The following is a 16862-nucleotide window of genomic DNA, read 5'->3' as shown; positions in this document are numbered from 1 at the left end:
TTGCGCGCCCGTTCATCACGCTGCTCGAAGAAGCCCGCATCGGTGGTGGGCATCTTGATCGTTCGCGGCATCGTCGCCATCACGCTGTCGGGCACCGTGGCCGGCACCAGCTTGCCCTTGCCTTGCATGCCCGGAGGCAGCTGCGGCGGCTTGGGCGGCGGTGACGACTGCGCTTGCACAACAGACGCCGACACCAGGCAGACGCCGGCGACCAGCGAGATGGCGCGCCGGCAGGTCCCCGCGTGGCGGGGGGCGGGGAGGCGGGAGATCACGAACACGACGGCACCGGGAGGCGACGGGAACAGAGGGGACGGGTGACGCGCCCCGTCGGGGTACAGGGGTGCAATCTAGCGGGTGAACGGTGCACCGGCCGCGACCGCGGGCGACCAATCGGGCCCCAGCAACAGCCGCACGCCGCTGGGATCCCCGTCGAGCGCGGCCGCCGCGACACCGCGGGCGGCGAGGGCGCCAATCACGTTGCCCGTGCCACAGTACCCGCCGAGCGCCCAGACGTGCTCGCGCACCTGCGCGATCACCGGCAGTCCCGTCTCGGTGTACCCCGCGCTTGCGGCCCAGCGATGCGTGATGGGGGCCTGCACGCCAAGATGCTCGCGCAGGAACCGCTCGAGATGCTGTTGGACGACCGCCGATGGGGAGCCGTCGTGCGTCCACTCGCCGTCGCCCCCCCTGTCCCGAAACCCGCCCAGTGCGATGCGCCCATCGGGTAACTGCTGCCAGTACTCATACCCGTCGCGGTAGTACATCGGCGACGGGACCTGTAACTCGCCGGTGGCTGCGGTAGCCAGCATCTGCAGCCGCGCCGTGCGCACGCGCCCATCGAGCTCGGGAAGGAGGTGCTCGAGCCGTCCGTCGACAGCCACGAACACCCGCCCGGCGTGCACGCGGCCGTGCGGGGTGTGCACGCAGGTACCACGGATCTCCAGGATCGGCGAGTGGCCGTACAGGGTGGCGCCATCGGCGCGCGCCCGTTGTGCGAGCAGCCGGCAGCGCGTGAGCGGATCGAACGCGCCATCGGTGGGGAGGAGCAGCCCCGTCCCATCGGCGCCCTCATACCATTCGCACGGCCAGCCATCGGCCGTGAGCGCGTCGTACTGCAGGCGACAATCCTCCACCTCCTGCGGGGAGGCGGCTACGCGCTTGGAGCCCACAAAGCGCACGGTGCCCGGCGCGGCCTGCGCGATGCGCCCCATCTCGATCAGCGTCGCACCGTAGATCGCGTGCGCGCGCGCGTGCCCGTGGCGACGGATGGCGTCGTGATAGAAGTCATACGTGCCCGCCAGAAGGAAGCCCCCGTTTCGTCCTGCCGCCCCGGCACCCACATCGTGCGCATCGAGCCCGATGACACGCTCGTGACGATGCAGCAGCTCCTCGATCAGTGTCAGGCCGCTCCCACCGAGCCCGATCACGCAGGCATCGGCGCTCACCTCCCCAGACAGCGACGGGAGTGGCGTCCACTCCCCATCGTCCCAGACGGGGAGGTGCTGTGGCATCTCAGTCTTCATGTCTGCGGCACGTCAGCGTTGGCGGTGTGGGGGCGAGGCGCCCGGCTCGGGCGTGCGAGGGGGCGCGTCGGAGGTAATGGCCGGCGCCATGCGGTACACACCGGTGCGTTCCCCGAGCAGCCCCACCGCCGCATCGATCAGCGGATCGCGCTCCCGCACATAGCGGGCAGGTGTCCAGGCGATGGCGAGATGCGGCGCCACGCCACGTCCTTCGATAGGCTGGCGATCAGGCCCAAACTCGAGCCATCGGGGCACGGTGAACTGCCAGCCATTGCCAAGCGAGAAGGTGGCCGGGTTCCCCGACGCACCGCCCGTCGTGTCGCCGATCACCGTCACCTGAGGCAGGGTGCGCATCGCGGCGACGAACGTTTCCGTGGCGCTCAGCCCGCCGCGCCCGGTGATAAGCACCACCGGACGCGTATACTGGAACGGCCCGCGAGGCGCGATCGTCCGCGCCAGCGGCATCTCGACGCCGGTCACGCGCGGATCGGTGCGGATCTCCACATAGGAGGCGGTGAAGGGCTTGCGGGTGAACCGGCTCGCAAAGGTGAGGGCCGCCGCATCACTGCCCCCGGCATTCGTGCGCAGGTCGATGATCAGCCCCTGCGTGTCGCGCAGGCGCAACAGCATCGCATCGAGGAGCTCGCCATCGACCGGGGCCTTCCACGTGCCCAGAAAGAGATAGCCGTACCCACCGAGCATCGCCTCGTGCACGCCGGCGCTGCGGGTGACGAGCGCGGCGCCGTGCAGAGCAGCCGACCAGCGGGCCGGATCGAAGTTCAGCACCGTCCCTGGCTTGTATGACGGCACCACCTGCCCACGCGGATCAACGAGCCACACGTGCCGGTCGCGCAGCGGCGAGAGCATCTCGAGCAACACCGCCACCAGCTCGTCCTGCGACCGCGCCCCCGCGGCGCGCGGTCGATACCGGGCCCGCTGCGCACGCCAGTCCACCCGCTTGTAGGCAAACGACGGGTACACGGAGTCGAAGCGGGTCCAGACGGAATCGAACTGCGCGACATACGGTGTCGCGTGCGTTACCGAGCCGGGAGGGGATGGCAGCGGCGAGCGCACGCACGAGGCTGCGAGCGTGGCCGCCAGCGCGGCCAGCGCTGCCAGGGAGTACCCTGTGCGAGGCATACCGAACGATGGAGACCGGACCAGCGCCGGTCCAGTACTCGGCAACCAACCGGTTCAGACGCCCCCCCAGGCGGGGATCCCACGCGGGGATCCCACGCGGGCATCCCTGCCGCGATCAGCCGTGCAGCACCATCGAGACCTGTCGGGCGATCACCGCCAGCGTCGGCGAGTGCTGCAGCGCGTCGGCACAGAGACGCGTCGCCGTCGGGATCGGCCTTGAGCATGTCCCGCGCGCGCGCGAACAGCGACCGCGCCTCGGCGCTGCCGACGGGCGCCTTCTTGTCCGACGTGCGCTCGTCGATCAGCAGGACCATCTGCGCCATGGGCCGCAGCCAGTCGAACCACGGATCGTTGATCACGAGCTGCAGGAACGCGCTGTTGTTCTCGATGCGACCACGGGCCTTTTCGTAGCGTACCCGCTCGGCCTCCAACAGCGCCCGATGGACCTTGAGGAGCAGCGTGCGGGCCAGCTCCAGCCGCTGCAGCTCGTCGGCGGTGGCACGGGGCAGCTCGAGCGGCATCGTCCCGTCGCCCCCCGATGGCCCCGCGGTGTGCACGTCCTGCGGCCGGCCGCCCTCGGCGGCGCTGGCTCCCTCCTGCGGATCCGTCATCGTGTCCTCGTGCGGCACTCGTAGCTCGGCGGCCGTGACCACGGCCGCTGGGACGAAAATCTAGTCGCCAGGCACGCGTTCGCGCGGGGTGCTGCGTTGTTCAGTACGTTATGGCCGTTGCTCCTCCCCACGAACCCGAGAGGCCGTGATCGTGCACCGACTCCGCCCACACTCCGCCCCACGCCGCGCCGCGACACTGGCCGGCCTGCTGCTCCTCACTCCCCTTTGTGCCAGCGCTGCCGAGGCACAGACTGCGCAGGCCCCTGGTACACAGGCTGCCGCGCGCGCCGCGGATCCGCTCGCCGACGAAGGCTACGTGAAACCCCCCGAGGCGATCGCCCGACTGGTTGCCGCGCCGCGTGAGCGCAATGCGAGCTATACCACGCCAAGCCCGGGCGCGCGCACGTTCTTCATGCGCGCCGTGAGCGACGGGCTACCACAGCTGCGCTACGTGGGCAAGGCGCACCACAATCTTGGTGGGTTGCAGATCGATCAGCAGGGCAATCGCGAACGCGCCCTCACCATGCGCAGCGCCGCCGGGATCGAGGTGACGGAATGGGCCACGGGCCGCAAGGTGACTGTCGCCCTGCCGCCCGGTGCACGCGTGGCGTCGCCCACCTGGTCGCCTGATGGCAGCCAGATCGCCTTCTTCGCGCTGTTCGATGATGCCACGCAGCTCTGGGTGGCCGACGCGGCGACGGGCAAGGCCCGCGCCGTCAGTGGGCGCAACGTACTGGCCACCACGGTCACGCAGCCCGAGTGGACCGCCGACGGCGTGTCCCTCGTGACGGTGCTCGTGCCTGAGGGCCGCGGCCCCGAACCGAAGGAACCAGCACTCGCGACCGGCCCCATGGTGCGGCTCAATGAGAACAACAAACTCAAGACGCGCACCTACGCCGACCTCGTGATGTCACCCTACGAGAAGGAACTGCTGGCGTATCACATCACCGGGCAGCTGGCGGTGATCAACACGAAGACGAAGGCCACGCGGAAGGTCGGCGCCCCCGCCCTCATTCGCGCGATCGATCCGTCTCCAGATGGGCTGTACCACAAGATCACGTGGGTCGAGAAGCCATTCTCCTATGCCCTTCCGGTGGTGTCGTACGGCGCGCGCGACGTGGTGCTCGACTCCATGGGCACCCTTGTGCGCGAAGTGGCGAAGCGTCCCATGCGTGAAAGCGACGATCCCTCCGATCCGATGGGTGGCCGCGCCCGGACTGGGACAGACACCAGCAAGCGTGACATCAAGTGGCACCCCTACGCCCCCGGGCTGCTGTACACGCAGCTGGCGCCGGCGGCCCGCACTGGCGCGCGCACCGGCGCTCCCGCGGGCGGTAACGGCGCCGTGCGTCCTGACAGTACCGGCGCCGCGCGCCGGAGCGACCGCGTGATGCATTGGAAGGCGCCATTTGACTCGACGAGCGCCACCGTGCTGTATGAGACCCCCAACCGCATCACCGCCACGCGCTTCAACGATGCGGGCACGATCCTGTTCGTGAGCGAGAGCAGCACCGCCGGCACTCTCGAACAGGCGATCTTCCTCACCGAGAACAACACCAAGTACTCGGTGGTTACGCCGCGCCGCGGCGCTGACACCACGCAGGTGCGCGGCGGGGTCGGTGGACGTCAAGCCGACGCCCTCGTGATGCGCCCCGGCCGCAAGGGCGTGCCGGTGGTTATGGTCTCCACCGACGGCAAGTTCGTCTTCCGGATGGGGACAGCCGCGGATACGGCGAAGGTGCAGAACAGCTGGGTCGAGAAGATCGAGATCAAGACGGGAAGTATCGCGCGCGTGTACGAAAGCGACGGGGCCATCGTGGAAACCATCTCCGCGCCGCTCGATGACGACTTCTCGAAGGCGGTGATCCAGCGCGAAGCAGCCACGCTGGTGCCGCAGTCGTTCGTACTGACGCTGGCCACGAAGGAGGCGAAGCAGCTCACGCAGAACGTGGACCTCATGCCCGAGCTGTCGGCGGCGGTGAAGAAGACGGTCGTCGCCAAGCGGGCCGATGGCTACACGTTCAACGTGAAGGTCACACTCCCTGCCGGCTACCAGGAGGGCACGCGCCTGCCGGCGATGTTCTGGTTCTATCCCTACGAGTATGAGAATCAAGCGGCCTACAACCGGGCCGCCACACAGAATGCCCAGCGCGAACGACGCTATCCCACGTATGGCCCGCGCTCGATGGCGTTCCTCGTCACCCAAGGCTATGCCGTGGTGGAACCCGATGCGCCGATCTTCGCCAGCGACGGGCAGCTGCCGAACGACAACTACGTGGCCGACCTCCGCAACAACCTGTCGGCGGTCATCGACGCACTCGATACGCTTGCGATCATTGACCGTCATCGGCTCGGGCTGGGCGGGCACAGCTACGGCGCCTTCAGTACAGTGAACGCCATGGTACACACGCCGTTCTTCAAGGCGGGCATTGCCGGCGACGGCGCGTACAACCGCACCCTCACGCCCAACGGATTCCAGTCGGAACGGCGCGACATCTGGGCGGGACGGCAGACGTATCTCGAGATGTCTCCCTTCCTCTACGCCGATCAGCTCAACGGTGCACTGTTGATGTACCACAGCACCGAAGACCAGAACGTGGGCACCGACCCGGTCAACTCTACGCGCCTCTACCATGCGCTTATGGGGCTCGGCAAGACCACGTCGCTCTACATGTATCCCTACGAGGATCATGGGCCGATCGCACAGGAAACGGTGCTCGATCAGTGGGCGCGATGGGTGGCGTGGCTCGACAAGTACGTGAAGAACGCCAACGCGCCCAAGAAGCCGGCAGCGATGTAACCGAATGCGTCGCGCACTTCCCACACTTGCCGCGCTCCTGCTCCTGCTCCTGCCCGCCTCCGCCAGCGGGCAATGGGCGCGCGTGCGACAGGCGCCATGGCAATGGCAGATCGCCGTGAGCGATGCCGTCTCCACGCGCACAGCGTCGAACAACGAACGAATCGACGGCGACTTCAGCACGGTGGCGGTGCAGGCCGGCAAACCGCTTTTCCGCTGGCGCACCGTGACCTTCGGCTGGCTCGCCGAGGCGCTGCCGGTTGTGCGGTGGCAGTCCGGGGCGCCGCCGGAGCGGGTGCGGAACGCGCTCGCAGATCCGGCCGAAGCGAGCAATCCTGAGCGACTGGCGCGCTACGCGGTGCGTCGCGGATTCGGTGTGGGGCTCGCGCCGTTCGGTGCAGAAGCCAGCATGCCCGTGGCGGGGCGCACGACACTGCTGCTCAACGTGACCGCGGGCGCCGCGTGGTTCAATCAGGTGGTGCCGTACGGCAAGGCGACGCAGGCCAACTTCACCGTGGCGCCCGGCGCAGGCGTGGAGCGATCCGTGGGGTCGGGCGCCGCACTCGCCGTGGGGTATGCCCTGCATCACCTGTCGAACGCCAGCATGGGAGGGGCGAACCCCGGGATGAATTCGCACCTCCTGTTCATGCGCTGGGAGCGGCGCGCGCCGTAGTCTCGGCGCGCACCGCTCCCGCGCCCGTCAGGGCACGATCACCTTGGGCTTCGCGGGCTTGGTGCCGTTGAGGCGCGGGCGCGGACCGTTGGCCACGTCCACCGTGATGTCGCGAATGTAGTTCGTGATGCGCGCGTAGTGCGGATAGTCGATCCACTCCGGCTCATCGGTCCGCTGGTGATAATCGCCGTGCAGACCAGTGAAGAAGAACGCGATGGGCACGCCTTGCTGGGCATAGCGATAGTGATCGCTGCGCGCGTAGATGTTGTTGTAGCCGGCCCAGTCGATCGGCTGGTCGAACTTGTAGTCGAGCGTGAGCGGCTTGCTCTGCTTCGTGTTCACGGCGGCCACGGTTTCGCCAAGGTCCTTCGAGTCGAAGAGCGAGCCGATCACTCCCACGAAGTCGTCGCCGCCCCCCGGCAGATCCTCGGCGCGGCCGCGGCCGATCATGTCGATGTTCAGCTGCGCCACCACGGAGTCGATCGGCACCGTGGGATTGCGCGTGAAGTGGGCGGCACCGAGCAGTCCAGCCTCTTCGCCGGTATGCCACACGAAGAGCACGGAGCGCTTGGGCTTGACCGGCATCGCCATGATCGCCTCCGCAATCTCGAGCACCGCCATCGACCCCGACCCGTCGTCGTCGGCGCCGTTGTTGATCGAGTCGAGGCGGGGTGTGGGATACCGCGTGCGGATGCTGTCCATGTTCACGCGGATCTGCGCAATGTCCTGCGGACCAAGTGGCTTCATGCCGTTCGCGAGCAGCATCCGGTTGCGGATGTCGTTGAACGCCTTGAGTGAGTCCTTGTCGACCGGCGTGGTGAAGCCCACGTGGTCGTTATGCGCACCCACCGCCACGTACTGGTGCCGCAGCTTGGGATCGCTGCCGGGGATGATCCCGATGACGTTGCGCGCCCAGTCGGTGGGCAACTCCACGTAGTCGAGCGAAGCCTCTACCACGCCGCCTCTGGCGCCCGGCGACAGCGCTTCGATCGCCTGCCCCTTGAACAGTTGCTGGGCGCCGGCCCTCGTGAGGCGGAAACTCGCCTGCGGCTGCAGCGCCGCGAGTTCGCGCTTGAGCAGCGTGATCGAATCGGCAGGACCGGCGTTGCCATTGGCCGCGCCGCCACGTGCGGGCGCCGCCTGCGAGGCCACCATGGGCTCGTTGATCGCCACCCGCTGTCCTGCGGTCAGATTATCCAGATCCACCACGGCCACCGCGGCCGCATCGGCAAAGCGCGACGCCGGCGGTGCAAAGCCCTGACGCACGGCGAACGCCTGCCCCTGGCCGCCGCGGCCGCCAGGCGCGGGGAGCAACACCACGAACTTCCCCGCGGCGGCACTGGCCGGGATCTGCAGGGAGGTATCCCCCTGCGTGCCGCCAAATACGACCTCGGCGCCGCTCACCGGCCGCGGCGCGCGCTGCCCCGGCACGCCCACGATGTCGCTGTTCCAGGCCACGGGGGTGCCGTCGACCGTTACCCGCGAGTGCGCGGTGTACTGGCGGAGGTGGAAGGGCAGATTCTGGAAGTACGTACCGTTCACACCACCGGGGACGAGCCCCAGGCGCTTGAGTTCGGCGGCGATGAAGTCGGTGCCCTTCCTATTGCCCACGCGCCCCACCTGGCGCCCCATCATCGAGTCGTCGGCGAACTGGTACAGACGAATCTGCAGATCGCGCGGCGTAATCGTGGGCGCCGTTGGCGAAGGCTTGAGCTTTTCGGGGTTACCGAAGCGATTGAGCTTCGCGCCCGATTGCGCGGACAGCGTGGCCGAAGCGCCAGCCATCAGGACGAACGCGCCCGCAGGCGCGAGAAAGCGGACGAGCCGCATGAGCGATCTCCAGGGTGACAGAGGGGACCTGACAAAGTTACGCGCTTTCGGCGGACGACGCATATTGGCCACGACCGTCTTCCCCACAGCCCGACATCCCCATGTGGCCCATTGCCGCCCTGCTGCTTCAGGCAGCCGTTCAGCCCCCGCCGCTCGCTGTACCCACCCCCTACCAGGTGCTGGTGGCGGAACATGCCCGCGGCACCGACCTGCTCACGCTTCGTCGCGCGCTGGCGTCTGGTGATTCGATCCTGCAGCGGCTCGCAACCCGCGCGATCGGGCGCAGCGAGCGGAGCGCGCTGGTCTCGGAGCTCATGCCCCTCCAGAGTGCTCCGGCTGCCTCGGTGCGCCGCGAAGCCGCGCTGGCGGCGGCACAGATGGGGGCGCTGGCCTACTGGCAGCAGGGGGCCGTGACGCCGGTCGCTCGCGAAGCCAACCCCGAGGTGCGCGCAGCGCTGCTGCACGGGCTGGGACGCGTGGCGCCCGCCGCCGCGGAATGGGAGGCCGCGCTACGCGCGGGGCTCGCCGACGCCCACCCGGTCGCGCGGGCCGGCGCGGTGCGCGGGCTGGAATCGTTCCTGCGGCGCCATGCGCGCAGCTACAAGCCCCAACCTCCCACGATCGACGCCCTTCGCGGCGTGATCCTCGCCACCAACGACTCGCCGGTTCGCATCGCAGGCCTGCTGGCACTCACCTCGGCGCAGGCGCGCGACAGCAGCGCGGTGCGCGCGGGGCTGACGGACAGCAGTGCGGAAGTACGGCGCCTCGCGGTGCAGCTGGGGCGCGTGTGGGTCACCGATACGGCGCCCATGGTGCGCTGGCAGGCGTTGCGCGTGGCCGGCGATTGCGCGCGAGCTACGGCGCACCTCAACGACCCCGACGAACATGTGCGTCTGCTGGCGATCGACCTCCTCGGCGAGAAGCGCTGCGGCGGTGTGGCGCTGCAGCCGCTGCTGCGCCACACCGACTGGCGCCGCCGCGCACACGCCGTATACGCCCTCACGCTCGCCGACTCCGCGTCGGCCACGCCCGCCATCCGTGCGCTCGCGACGAGCACGACGTGGCAGGCGCGTGCCTGGGCGGCGCGGGCGGCGCGACGGGTGGGCGACACGGTCACGTTGCATAGACTCGCGCTCGACGTCGACCCCAACGTACGGATCGACGCCATCACCACCCCGGCCGAAGCCGTGAAGGCGTTGAGCGCCGATCATGCCGGGCTGCTCATGCAGGCCGCCACCGTTCTCAAGGACTATCGTGGCGCCGACAGTGTGAAGGCGACGCAGGTGCAGGTGGCGGTGCAGGCCTTCGAGCGCATCAGCCGCACCCACGGCGTGACCTGGCGCGACCCGCGCGTGGCGCTGCTTGAACTGATCGTGCAGTGGTCGCGTCGCGAGGCACGCTTCGGCGGCCTGTGGATGACGCAGTGGCTGCGCGATGCCGATCCGGCCATACAGAAGATTGCGGCGGCGGCCCTGCAGATCGATCCGTTGGTGGCGGCGCAACCACCGTACACGCCGCCCGCGTTCATGACAGAGGCCGCGTGGCGCGCACTCCAGGGCGCATCGGCGCGCGTGACCATTCGCGGCAAAGGGGTGATCGAACTCGACCTGCTCGAGGACCAGGCGCCGATGGCGGTGCACACGTTCGTGACCCTGGCCGAGCGTGGTGACTTCAACGGACGGACCATCCATCGCATCGTCCCCAACTTCGTGATTCAGGGGGGAAGCCCCGGGGCCGACGAATACGACCCGGCCACGTCGTACTTCATGCGCGATGAAGTGGGCGCGCCCAACGTGCGCGGCTCGGTGGGCATCTCCACACGCGGCCGCGACACCGGCGACGGACAGCTCTACTTCAATCATGTCCATAACGTGCGTCTCGACTTCGACTACACCGTAATGGCCAACACCGTGCGAGGGCTGGACGTGATGGATCGGGTACAGGAAGGGGACGTGATCGAGTCGGTCACGATTACGCGCGCCCCCCGCGCGGGAGTGCGATGATGCGGCAGCTCGCGACCGTGGTGCTCCTCCTGTGCGCCGCACCATGGCGCCTTCCGGCGCAGCCGCGCAACGCGTCCACCGTAACGGGCCAAGTGGTTGATTCCGTCATCACTGGGGCCCGGCGCCCGGCGGCGGCGATTGATGGGCAAATCGCGTTTCAGCGCGAGGGGACGCTGTTTGTCCAGCGGGCGGGAGGGCGGGCCGGCCGTGTGAGCGCCGGTAGCGCGTATCATCGCGACCCCACCTGGGCCGGCAGCACGCTGTACTACGCCTCGGACAGCGGCGGCAATTACGACCTGTACGTCTACGAGTCGGCAGGTGCCGATGTGGCGGGCGCCGGAATGGCCGCCGCTCCACCGCGCCGGCTCACCACGCATTCGGCGCACGACGTAGCCCCCGCCGCCACAGGACGGGTCCTGGTGTGGCAACGCGGACTCGGTAACGAATCTCGCATCTGGATCCGCGACGGAGGCGCCCCCGAGCGGCGGTTGAGCACCGGCAGCGAGACCGAGCGACGCCCCCGCCTCTCGACCGACGGCAAGGTAATCGCGTGGATCGTGCACACCGAGACCACCCGCCGTGTGATCGTGAACGATCGTCCCGTTTTCACCGACCCCGGGATTGAGGACATCGCGCTCGCCCCCGCGGGAGACCGAGTGGCCGTATCCACGCGCGCTGGCGTGGTGATCGTGCCCGTGACTGGCACCCCCTACAGCAACCTGTTGTCCCGCACCCACGGGGACCTCGATTGGTCCCCCGATGGGGCGCTCATCACCATCGCCGAGTTCCGGGAGGTGCCAATGAGCTACAACGGCGATCCCGACCGCGGTGTGGATCGATCCGCCCACGAGCGCGTGTTGGTCGGGGGCGCAGGGAGTGCGCCCCGCATGATCCGCCTCCCCGCCCCGCTCGCGCCCGATGCGGGGCTGTTGACGGTGGCCGGCCCTGTGACGGGCGACCGCAGGGCGCTCAACGTGGCGGCCTTCGACCGTGTGTGGGACCGGAGCGATCGCCTCTACTTCAGCGATCCGTCGGCGAGCGCGCGGCGCGCGGCGTGGCAGCGCGTCCGCGACCGGCTACGCCCGAGCGCGGAATCGGCCCCGTCGGACAGCGCGCTTCAGCAGGTCATTCACACCATGCTGCGCGGCCGTCCGCCGCTTCGTGCGGAGGCCACTGGCACGGCCGCGGTGTCGAGCGCCCATCCGGTGGCCACGCAGGCCGGCCTCGAGGTCTTCGCCAAGGGCGGCAATGCCGTCGATGCGGCGGTGGCGGTGAGCTTCGCCCTCGGCGTGGTGGAACCTGACGCCAGTGGTATTGGCGGGTACGGCGAGATGGTGATCGCGCTCAAGGGCAAGCAACCCACGCTTATCGAATTCATGAGCCGTGTACCCGAGGAGGGTGGCCTCACCAATACGTCGATGCTGGTGAACGGGCGGTATCCCAGCGACGGCCCGGTGCTGGTGAACGTACCCGGCACCGTGGCTGGCATGTACCTCGCGTGGCAGCGGCACGGCAGCAAGAAGGTCGCCTGGGCCGATCTCGTAGCCCCCGCCATTCGCGCGGCGCGCAACGGCTACACGGTGAGCGACGGTCTCGCCACCACGCTCACCACGGAGCGTGAGCACTTTGCCAAGTACGAAGGGAGTCGCACCCTGTTCTTCCGCAATGGAGAGCCGCTGCAGGCGGGCGATACGCTCAAGAACCCCGATCTCGCATGGGTGCTCGAGCAGATCGCCACGAAAGGGGCCGACGGCTTCTACAAGGGCGAGGTGGCCGCGAAGTATGCGGGCGACCTGCGTGCCAAGGGCAACGCCATGAAGGTCAGCGACCTCGCGCGCTACTTCGCCAACGAACGCGAACCGGTGTGCGGCACCTATCGCGGGTATCGTCTCTGCTCGGGGGCCCCCCCTGTAAGCGGTGGCGCGGACCTCGTGGCGCGGCTCAACTTGCTCGAGCAGTTCCCTGCCCCGCAGCGTTACGACGAGCACGCCCCCACGCTGCACGCCATGCTCTCGGCGTGGTTCCTCACCCCGTCGTCGCGCAACAAGATCGCCGATCCGGCCATGTGGCCGGTGGATGTGGCGAGTATCGTGCACAAGGACACGGCCAGGGTGCGCTGGCAGTGCTACCGCGCCGACAGCGCGCTCACGCCGGCCAGTGTGCGTGGCGATACGCTCGCCTGCCTCAAAGCGCGCGCGGCGGCGCCACGCAGTGCGTCGCCATCAGACAACACGGTCGACCGCGACGTACCCGCCGCGGGACCAGATACCAGCACGCTTCACGACGACACGCACGCCCCCTGCGGCGATGATCACGCGCGCGAAATGACCGTATGCCACGCCGCCGGCACCACGGCCTACACCGTGGCCGATGCCGACGGCAATGCGGTCGCCGTCACGCAAACACTCGGCACCTGGGGCGGCAACTTCTACGTGACCCCGGGACTCGGCTTCCTGAGCAACGACAAGCTCACGTCGTACGGGACCGACCCCACCCAGTACGGCTCGCGCCTGCCATTCGCGCGGCATGGCTCGACACTTGCGCCCACGATCGCCTTCAAGGGCGATCGCCCGGTATTTGCGGTGGGCGCCGCGGGCAACGCGTGGATCACGAGCGCGGTGTACCAGACGCTGCTCGGCGCGCTCGACTATAACCTCGGTCCGCAGGCCACGCTCGAACTACCGCGTTTCCTGCCCGGCGGCGGCGCACCCGGCGGCGCGGGCGCCGGTACGCGCTATTCGCTACAACTCGAGGATGGCTTCGCCCCGCCGGTAATCGAGCGGTTACGGACGCTGGGCTACGATCTGTCGTTCGTGTCGGCGCGCGGGGAACTCCGTGAGGGATACGGCGCGGCCATTCGCATCAATGCGAAGAGCGTGACGGCCGGTGCCGATCCGCGGCGAGCCGGCGCGGCGGGGGCGAACAAGTAAACGGTCGAACCTCGGACGCCCCCGTTCGTTCTTGGACGTTTCCTACTTGGCCATTGGTACCGGCTCGCGGTTCCACACGAACCGCTTGAGGAACACCCCCATGCGATCGAAGGTGTCGATCCAGTTGGCGTGCAGCATCGACTCGTGCAGATCGTCGGGCACCACCATGAGCTCGTGGTAGACGTTACGGGCGCGCAGCAGCTGCACAAGGCCGATCGTCTGCGCGAAGTCCACGTTGCGGTCGTCGTCGCCGTGCACGAGAAACACGGGGCTCTTCCAGCCATCGATTGCGCCAACCGCTGAGCTCTTGAAGGCCACGTTGGTGGAGTCGATCACGTTGCCGTACAGGTGCACGCCAGCCATGTCCACGCCGGCCACGAAGATGTCGCTGTTGCGTGCCAGTGCCTGCGAGGCAAGGAGCCCGCCGTACGACAGCCCCCAGATGCCGATGCGTGACGCGTCCACGCTGGCGTGCTGCTGCAGATACTTCGCGCCGGCCACGACGTCCTGGTACTCGCTGTTGCCCGCTCCCTGAGCGAACGGTGCATCACGGAAGCTCTTGCCGTAGCCCACCCCACGGCGGTAGTTGATCGACAACACCACGTACCCCTGATCGGCCAGCCACTGGTTGGCCGCATAGGCCCAGTGGTAGAACTGCATGTAGTGATAACCCGGGAGCATCTGTCGGCGTGGTCCACCATGCACGAACACGATAGCCGGGCGCTTCTCCCCTGGCTTCAGATCCTTCGGCAGGAAGAGCGTGTTGCTGATCTCGAGCCCGTCGGCGGCCGTGGTCTTCACGACTTGCGGCTCCACGTGCGCCGCCGTGGGGAAGCGCGCCCCCAGAGTGGGGAAGATCACGCGCGGCACACCGCCGGTGGCCGGCACGAGCGCCACGCTCGCCGGCGTGCGCGCGTCGAAATAGAGCACCGCGACGTGTCGGCCGCTCGCGAGCGGTTGTGGATACGTCTCGATGCCCCTGCCGGTCGAAAGGCGCACCGGCGTGCCGCCGGCCGACGGCACCGCCCAGATGTGGCGCCGCTCGATGTCTCCGGCATTGGTGGTGTAATACATGGTGCGACCACCGTCGCGTGACCAGTTTACCGACGTGGCATCTTCGATCAGACCGTCGGTGGTGGTGAGCCGCACTGGGGTACCGCCAGCCGCGGGCACCGCGTACCAGCGTTCCCATTCGTCCTTGGGCACGTTCACCGGAAACGCAATGTGATCACCCGCCCACGTCATGCCGGCGAGCGACGTGAACAGGCTGTCCTTGGGCGCGTTGTGCCACACTTCGCGCGCCGGGATCTGGGCGGCCACCAGCGGCGATGCGATGTGCTTCGCGCCGCCGATATCCGCGACCATGAGCGAGAGCGTGTAGTCGCCGGTGAACGCGGCCGAGAAGAAGCCGGGCGATGCCATCATGTTGCTGCGTGACGTACGCTCGTTGCCTATGGCCACGCCGCCGAAACCGCCGCTGCACCCCGTACTCGGATTGCCACCCGTCGGCGGGCCCGCGCTGATCCGATCGGTGCCGGGCGGCGGCCCGGAGAGCACTGGGCGCTGCAGCCCAAATGGCGTACCGGGGCGGCGCGAGAACGCGAGATACCGGCCATCGGCCGACCATGTGGGAGTGCCATCGCAGTCCACGCCGGGCGCTACGTACTGCACCGCGCGCGATGCCATATCGTAGACGGCAATGTAGGCGTGGTGCTCACGCTCGCTGACGAAGGCGAAACGCTTGCCATCGGGTGACCAGCGCGGTGATCCGTTGCGTCCCCAGAGCGAGACGAACGGCACGCCACCGGTATCCATGGCCGTCGCGGGGCCGGGACGCGTCACGCGGGCACGAAAAATCTGCCCGTCGCGCGTGAACAGTACCCAGCGACCGTCGGGCGACAGCTCTGGCGACGCCCCGCGCGCCACTCGCCACGCCGGCCCGCCGCTGGTCCGCACCGCCCAGATCGCCCGCTCGGCGCCGCGCGGATCGTGGGCCGGATTGGCGATCCAATCGAAGCGGTTGGGCGCCGAGCCGCGCACAAACACGGCGATCGTGCCGTCGTCGGAGAGACGCACGTCCGTAAGGTCAGTCCCGTCGTCGGCCAGAAAGCTGGTAAGTCGGCGCGGCGTAAAGTCGGGGGCCACCGCCGTGTACAGGTTGCGGAGCCCGCGATCGTATACCATCCACGCCAGCCGGTCCGTCTTGCGCGCCGACACCAGCGTGAGCGGCGACGCCGGTGACATCCACGGCTCGATCGTGGGAACGGCTGACTGTGCCACGGCCAAGGCCGGCAGCGCGAACACGAGGGCAACAGCGGAGGCGGCGCGAGAGAGCATGAGCGGGGGAGTAAAGGGCCTCGCCAAACGACATCGGATTTACCGCGACTTCTGCAGCTTCAGGTACACTACCTGCTGAAACGCCTGCACTTTCGGCAGCACGATCACCCGCACCCGCAGCGTCAATACGCCCGTCGTGGTGGCGACGATCGAGGCGTGCGGAAACGATTGGCGGTCGCGCGTCTCTGGCATGGGCCCGGCCTCGTCGAAGCCGAGGCGCACGGCCCCGTCGGTGACGAGTGCGTCGGCCGTGATCACATCGCCAGAGTCGACCGGCATCTTCACCAGCTGGTCTACGCGTGCCACACTCGGGATGGCCATCGTGGCCACCGGGCAGGCAGGCGACAGATGCGCCTCGTAGACCGGCAGGGGGCGTACGTTGAGGACGGCCTGCGGCGGCGCCACGACACTGTCCGCGGACGCCGCGGGGAGCGGCGGGATCACCGCGTCGCCAAGTGAGAGCGCCCGTACGATGGAATCGAGCGTGAGCGGCGACGGCATGAGCACGGCCTCGATCACCGAGTCGGCGGCCCCCACCGCGATCGGCCCGGCCGTTACCGGCCACGCGACGCTCACCTGGCGGGCCCCATCGCGCGTGACCCCCTCGAACACATAGCGGGCATCCGCGCCGGGGACGACGAAGCGTACGCCCTGCACGTCGCCCTCGGTGATGAATCGCAGCGCCAGTCGCGGCGCGGCGGAGTCGACGGGCCAGCCCCAGGGCAGCACCACCTGCGCGCGGCTGCGTGAGGCGATCACGCCGCAGAGGCGCGCATCGGCATCGGTCCGTTCTCTCGCGCGCACCATCAGCCGAACCGCCGTATCCGAGGGCACGGTGCCTCGCTGGATCGGCGCCTTCGCATCCAGCACGACACCGAGGGGCACCACGCCAGACAGGCGGAGCACCGCGGGCTGACCGGTCAGGTCGCGCGTGACGGCAGGTTCACTCGAGCACCCGGCCAAGCACGCCGCGAGTCCCGTCACAGGAATCCAGAACTTTCGCATGGCGCAAAGAAAA

Annotated in this window: 11 protein-coding genes; 4 read left to right on the top strand and 7 right to left on the bottom strand. The window is 68.7% G+C overall.

What is annotated here, in order from left to right; all coding sequences use genetic code 11:
- The 4 genes from ACIQ51_RS03750 to ACIQ51_RS03735 all read right to left on the bottom strand — a co-directional run.
- On the bottom strand, positions 1-278 hold a 278-nt coding region (locus ACIQ51_RS03750; protein ID WP_396203670.1), incomplete at its 3' end, for a hypothetical protein.
- Between the two features lie 69 nt (positions 279-347).
- Positions 348-1523 (bottom strand): NAD(P)/FAD-dependent oxidoreductase, encoded by a 1176-nt coding sequence (locus tag ACIQ51_RS03745; protein WP_396203669.1) that lies wholly within the window; start codon positions 1521-1523, stop codon positions 348-350.
- A gap of 12 nt (positions 1524-1535) precedes the next feature.
- The gene (locus ACIQ51_RS03740) at positions 1536-2663 is read right to left on the bottom strand and encodes a S41 family peptidase (RefSeq protein WP_396203668.1); all 1128 of its coding nucleotides are present in this window, start codon (positions 2661-2663) and stop codon (positions 1536-1538) included.
- On the bottom strand, positions 2561-3274 hold the full coding sequence (locus ACIQ51_RS03735; protein WP_396203667.1) for a hypothetical protein: 714 nt from the start codon (positions 3272-3274) through the stop codon (positions 2561-2563). Before ACIQ51_RS03735 ends, ACIQ51_RS03740 begins: the two co-directional genes overlap by 103 nt.
- A 151-nt stretch (positions 3275-3425) precedes the next feature.
- Between ACIQ51_RS03735 and ACIQ51_RS03730 the strand changes: the two genes are divergently transcribed.
- Together ACIQ51_RS03730 and ACIQ51_RS03725 are read left to right on the top strand one after the other, a co-directional pair.
- Entirely contained in the window at positions 3426-6074 is a 2649-nt protein-coding gene (locus tag ACIQ51_RS03730) for a S9 family peptidase (RefSeq protein ID WP_396203666.1), read from the top strand.
- A 4-nt stretch (positions 6075-6078) separates the two neighbouring features.
- Complete coding sequence (locus ACIQ51_RS03725) at positions 6079-6744, top strand: acyloxyacyl hydrolase (RefSeq protein WP_396203665.1); 666 nt, start codon at positions 6079-6081, stop codon at positions 6742-6744.
- 27 nt (positions 6745-6771) lie between these two features.
- Here ACIQ51_RS03725 and ACIQ51_RS03720 read toward each other — a convergent pair whose 3' ends face one another.
- Positions 6772-8574, bottom strand: a complete 1803-nt coding sequence (locus ACIQ51_RS03720) for a M28 family peptidase (RefSeq protein ID WP_396203664.1) — start codon at positions 8572-8574, stop codon at positions 6772-6774.
- A gap of 101 nt (positions 8575-8675) precedes the next feature.
- On the opposite strand from ACIQ51_RS03720, the gene ACIQ51_RS03715 reads away from it, so the two are divergent.
- Positions 8676-10577 (top strand): peptidylprolyl isomerase, encoded by a 1902-nt coding sequence (locus ACIQ51_RS03715; RefSeq protein ID WP_396203663.1) that lies wholly within the window; start codon positions 8676-8678, stop codon positions 10575-10577.
- Positions 10574-13507: a gamma-glutamyltransferase gene (locus ACIQ51_RS03710; protein ID WP_396203662.1), complete on the top strand. Its 2934-nt coding sequence runs from the start codon at positions 10574-10576 to the stop codon at positions 13505-13507. The genes ACIQ51_RS03715 and ACIQ51_RS03710 overlap by 4 nt, the downstream gene beginning before the upstream one ends.
- A gap of 42 nt (positions 13508-13549) precedes the next feature.
- Here ACIQ51_RS03710 and ACIQ51_RS03705 read toward each other — a convergent pair whose 3' ends face one another.
- Both ACIQ51_RS03705 and ACIQ51_RS03700 read right to left on the bottom strand, forming a co-directional pair.
- The gene (locus ACIQ51_RS03705; protein ID WP_396203661.1) at positions 13550-15844 is read right to left on the bottom strand and encodes a prolyl oligopeptidase family serine peptidase; all 2295 of its coding nucleotides are present in this window, start codon (positions 15842-15844) and stop codon (positions 13550-13552) included.
- Positions 15845-15883: 39 nt separating this feature from the next.
- On the bottom strand, positions 15884-16849 hold the full coding sequence (locus ACIQ51_RS03700; protein ID WP_396203660.1) for a hypothetical protein: 966 nt from the start codon (positions 16847-16849) through the stop codon (positions 15884-15886).
- Between the last annotated feature and the right edge of the window lie 13 nt (positions 16850-16862).

The organism is Gemmatimonas sp. (assembly GCF_044344655.1).
In the GTDB taxonomy this organism is placed as follows: Bacteria; Gemmatimonadota; Gemmatimonadetes; order Gemmatimonadales; family Gemmatimonadaceae; genus Gemmatimonas.
This window is presented reverse-complemented; position numbering and strand designations above follow the sequence as displayed.